At 63.0% G+C, this 4,780-nt stretch carries 3 protein-coding genes and 1 pseudogene; 2 read left to right on the top strand and 2 right to left on the bottom strand.

The genetic code is table 11. The annotated features are described in order from the left end of the window. Positions 1 to 176: 176 nt before the first annotated feature. Positions 177 to 2,162: a BTAD domain-containing putative transcriptional regulator gene (locus tag V8324_RS21035; RefSeq protein WP_336421854.1), complete on the bottom strand. Its 1,986-nt coding sequence runs from the start codon at positions 2,160 to 2,162 to the stop codon at positions 177 to 179. A 109-nt stretch (positions 2,163 to 2,271) separates the two neighbouring features. Here V8324_RS21035 and V8324_RS21030 point away from each other — a divergent pair, with 109 nt between their 5' ends. Together V8324_RS21030 and V8324_RS21025 are read left to right on the top strand one after the other, a co-directional pair. Further along, positions 2,272 to 3,192: an alpha/beta hydrolase gene (locus V8324_RS21030; RefSeq protein ID WP_336421853.1), complete on the top strand. Its 921-nt coding sequence runs from the start codon at positions 2,272 to 2,274 to the stop codon at positions 3,190 to 3,192. Continuing rightward, complete coding sequence (locus V8324_RS21025) at positions 3,179 to 3,946, top strand: TVP38/TMEM64 family protein (protein ID WP_336421852.1); 768 nt, start codon at positions 3,179 to 3,181, stop codon at positions 3,944 to 3,946. Before V8324_RS21030 ends, V8324_RS21025 begins: the two co-directional genes overlap by 14 nt. Positions 3,947 to 4,345: 399 nt before the next feature. Here the strand turns inward: V8324_RS21025 and V8324_RS21020 are convergent. Beyond that, positions 4,346 to 4,519: pseudogene (locus V8324_RS21020) on the bottom strand (transposase); the annotation flags it as partial. Between the last annotated feature and the right edge of the window lie 261 nt (positions 4,520 to 4,780).

Below are 4,780 nucleotides of genomic sequence, written 5' to 3'. Positions count from 1 at the left end.
ATGCGATCCGGCCGCCGCCACTGCTCGCCATAAATGGCGTGGCGGGCAGTGGCTCCTTCATACCTCAGGAGCCGGGTTCAGTGTAAGACAAGCATACGACCGGAAGGGCCGGCAATGCACACGTTCACGTCTGACCTGTGATAGCTGATTTGGGTTGATCTGGCATCTCGCCATAGTCAAATGCTCGAGCCACCCGGACCGACCGTGACGAGCCCGTGCCTTCGCAGCCCGTCGAAAAACTGGCCATTGCGGGCGCGATCGGAATAGGGCGCCCATTCAGCCTTGGCGGCCAGGAAGCCGAGAAGCAGGTGCTCGCTCGCGAAGAGTGCGGCGCGGGCTGCGTCGATATCGTCGGCGCTGGCCAGGCATGCCGCGAGCCTGTACTGCGCGTCCGGACTGCTTGGATGGAGCAACACGGCCCGCCGGGCCAGTGCGAGAGCAGCACCGGTGCGGCCCTGCACGAGGAGCGCCCGCGCCAGGAATCCCATGTAGTCGGCGGACATCGGATCCTGGGGAGAAAGCCTCAGCCCGGTTTCCATCTGCGCGATCCCTTCTGCTGACCGGCCAATGAGATCGAGGCGGTTGCCGAGCGCGAGCCGGGCATGCGCGTCGCTGGGATTTAGGTGCACGGCCAGTTCGCTTTCCTGCAGGCCGCGATCGAAGTCCTCCTTCCAGACATGGACCGCGCCGAGACGGGCGTGCGCGGCGGCCGAGTTCCAATCGATGTCGACGGCCCTGCGCACATGCTCCTCGGCGATTGACAGCGCATCGTGACGGTCGGGCGGCGCGGTGTACTTGGCAATCCAGCAATAGCTGGTGGCCAGCCCGATCAGGGCATCGACGCTGGTCGGATCGATCTCGAGGGCGCCCTTGAAGTGAGCGATCGCATTTGAATACGCCGTCTTCGGACTGCGTCGCAGGTGGTCCTGTCCAACAAGCACATGCTCCCATGCGGCGAGATCGCGTGTGCGTTTCCAGACAATGCGCTCGATTTCCCGGCGCTCCGCGCGGTCTTTGACAATGGCCGCGATCTGGCGGGCCATCTCCTCCTGGGTGTCGATGATGTCGCTGAGTCCGGTGTCGAAATTCTCGGCCCAGACCTCGTGACTGGACCCGGTGTCGAGGAGCCGCGCGGTGATCCGAATCCGGTTCGGACCCTGTCGCAATGAACAGGAAACAACGTATCCTGCCTTGAGCTGGCGTCCGCGTTCGATCGGGTCGGTAACTGGCGGGTCGCGCAGGCTCGAGGCGGCGGACACAACCGGAAATGTCCGCCAGCCCGACAGCGAGACGATCAACTCTTCTGCGAGCCCTCGCGCAAAGCGAGGCCCGACCGGCCCCTCGGAGAGCGCGATCGAAAGAATCGCGATAGCGGGGGCTTCGCCGGCAAAAATGTCCTGCGGACCCGCGTCCGGCGTTGCCGCTACCGCGGCGGCCGAAGCGCCCGGATCCTGCTGCAGAACTGACGCCGCGAGCCGCTCGGTTGCCGCGTCGGGGCCGACGCCCAGTTCGTTCGACAGCGTCTCGCGCAGCCGGCGATACTGCTCGATTGCGGCGCCGCGCCGTCCCTCTGCGACAAGGCTCCGTATCAGGCCGCGATGCAGTTCCTCGAGAAGCGGGTCGTGTCTCAGGAAGTCAGAGGCGAGGCGAATTGCCGTTTCGGCGTCATCCGAAGCAAGGCAGGCTTCGACTGCGCGCAGCGTCAGCCCGGCGGCCAGTTCGTGGATATGGGCGCGCTCCGCGGACAGCCAGTCCTGGAACGGCGCATCGGGAATCGATAGGTCCGCCCCGAACGTGCCGACATAGAGGCGCGCGACCGCTGCGAGGTCTGATGGTGTCTTACCCCGCGGGTCGGAGTCCAGTTCCGTGACGTCCACATGCACCTGGTCCGCGGACAGAACCAGATAATCACCTTCGCTGGGCAGCGCCTCGCGCCCGAGAACGGCACGAAGCCGGCGCAGACATTGTCGCAGGTTGGTCCGCGCACGCGCCTCATCGCTTTCCGACCAGAGCATGCCGGCCGCACGGCTTCGCGGAATGGGGGTGCCGGGATGCCGTCCGAGCAGGCAAAGGAGCGCCTTGCATTTTTGCGGCAGCGAGGCCTCTGGGCGGTTCATCACGCCCACCTGTCCAAGCAACCTTATTGTGACGGGTTCAGCCATGTTGCGCCCCGAACATGCGCCGCGTCATCGCCATGCGCGGCGATCACGCTGCAATCACGCAAGCAGTGTACGCTTCGAGAGCCTTACCGCCAATGCAGGATGAGGGAAAATGACGATCCGACCGCTGGATGCTTCGAAAGTGCTCATGCTTGCCGTGGCCATGATCTTCATCGCAGAGCAGGTCCGAAGCGGTGAGATCATGCGCGACCTCGTGATCGGGGACAGGTCCCGCGGCGAGCATCTGACCTACAGCGTTTATGTCCCCGACCTCGCGGATGATCGCGGGATGCGGCTTCCGGTGCTTTACCTGCTCCATGGCTACGGCGCATCGAGCCGCGAATGGATCGATGGTCTGGATGTCGCGCAGCCACTGGATGCGATGATCGCGGACGGGGAGATCGCCCCGCTGCTCGTCGTGATGCCTGACGCCGGGAAGAGCTGGTATGTCGACAGCGCTGCCTTCGACGGGCCGGGCGACATGGAAACCACCATTGTCTCGACGCTCGTTGACGCCGTCGATCGTCGCTTTCCGACAGATGCGCGCGCAGAGCGCCGGGCGATCGCGGGGCTATCCATGGGCGGCTTCGGTGCATTGCGGCTTGGCTTCAAGTTTCCCGAGTGTTTCTGCACGGTCGTCGGGCTGAGCGCCGGCCTCTTCAAGCCGGGCGGCGTTTCCTGGCAGCACGGGCCAGGCGGGCGGCGGTGGCAGGCGCGCAAGCAATGGTACACTGCGAGCTTCGGATCCCCGTTCAACCTCGGCGTCTACAACCAGCGCAATCCGTTCACCTATGTCGACAATCTGGCCCATCGGACCGGCCCGATGCACATCCTTCTGATCGCCGGCGACGACGACGCCATGGGTGCCTATGACGGGACCGTCGAGATGTTCATCGAGTTGCGCAAACGCGGCCTAAAGCCCGAGCTTCGCATCTCCGATGGCGGGCACGATCATGCATTCTGGAAATCCAAGCTGAGCGACGTCTTCAGGTTTGTCGACCGGAGTTGGGACAGCCGCGATGACCCAAGTTGAAACGATCAAGCGCGCCTTTCAGCGCCCGGCCGCTGGCACCCGTCCGGTGCATGGCAGCCGCCACAGGGACTGCCCGCCAAGACAGCGTGTTGTCTTTCGCGCTGTCGCGCTTACCGTCCTCGCAGGCGCGTTCGGCGCATTCTTGTGGCACGAGAGCATCATTGACTCTTTGCGCCTGTTGGCATCGCCGGACTGGATCGCCGGCGTAACATCAAGATATGGACCGATCGTGATCGTGGCGCTGATGGTCGTGGCCGTGGTCGCGAGCCCGGTGCCGAGCGGGCCGATCGCGATGGCTGCGGGCGCGCTCTACGGGACGCTTGCCGGCGGCTGCCTCACTGCAGCCGGAGCCTTTTGCGGGGCGATGATTGCCTTCGGTCTGTCGCGACGGTTCGGACACCGCGCCCTCCGGGCCTCAAGCCATCCCGTCGCCTTCTGGATTGCCCGGCCCAGATCCCAGAATCGGATGATGCTGCTCGTGATGGCATCGCGCCTCGTGCCGTTCATTTCCTTCGATGCCGTCAGTTACTGCGCGGGTTTGACCCGGCTCCATGCCTGGCGCTTCGCCATCGCGACGTTTCTTGGCGTCATTCCCGCGTCCTTTGCCTTCGCCGCCCTGGGCGCCGGCATTGCCATCAAGGGCATGCTGAGCTTTCCCGCATTTATTGCTTGCGCCATCACATTGATTTTCCCAATTTATGCTTGGATCAGACATCGGAGCTCGACACCGCGTTCGAGCGGAGAATTCCGTTAACGCCCCTGCAAAAAAGACGTTTATTACCGAGTGGAGATTTCTTTGGGAATAAGCTTGTCGGGACGATCCCGGCCGGAGAGTTGCTACGACTTTCCATGTGAACCACGAGCTGGACCGGTTCCGCCGGTCCTGAGCCGTTGTCGCTCCTCACGGCATTCAATGCATTCTGTAGCCTTCGCTTGGCGGAACGTTGGACAGAACGCTGCGGCTGGTGGTTGCGAGCTCGCTGACCATGTTGGGCCGGGAGTTCAACTGGCCAAATTGAGTGTCCGCTTCGGCCGAATGCTGCAAGAGCGAAGCCGCATCTGCATCAGTCCGCTTCCCGCCCATTCTGTGGAAAAACTAACGTTTGCGAGCGCAGAAATGGCTGTTCCAAATGCGGCGCGAGCGCCTTTCCTATCAGGCTTTGCGCGTTTGCTGCGGTGCCGGAAAGATCTTGGCCAGTTTCCGGAGGTTCTGGGCGGTGGCGGCGAGGAGGAATTCGTCATTTGCGCCGCATGGACCACGTAATCGTAGTCGGCCCAAGCCAAGGATGCGTTTGAGGTGGGCAAATAGCATCTCGACCTTTTTTCGGAGCTTCCCCGGCACTGTGCCGGGCGACATCAACCTCGTAATTGGAGATGGCGATGAAGATTGAGATTGACCGGCGCAGATGGAGCCGATGTCGACCATCGATGGGCGCATCGACGGGATGCGCTACCGCGGTTTCGAGTTCCTATTCGAGATCGGGCCGGTCCATAGTAAGCGCGATCTGGGGCCCACCTTCTTCTGACTTATGATTTCTGGGAATCCGTCCCTGTCTTGGAATAGGGAAGGAGTTTCTCCGTGGAGGAT

It is taken from the genome of Roseovarius sp. D22-M7 (assembly GCF_037083785.1).
Lineage (GTDB): Bacteria > Pseudomonadota > Alphaproteobacteria > Rhodobacterales > Rhodobacteraceae > Roseovarius.
Note: the sequence above shows the minus strand (reverse complement) of the source record. Positions and strands in the feature narration are given on the sequence as shown.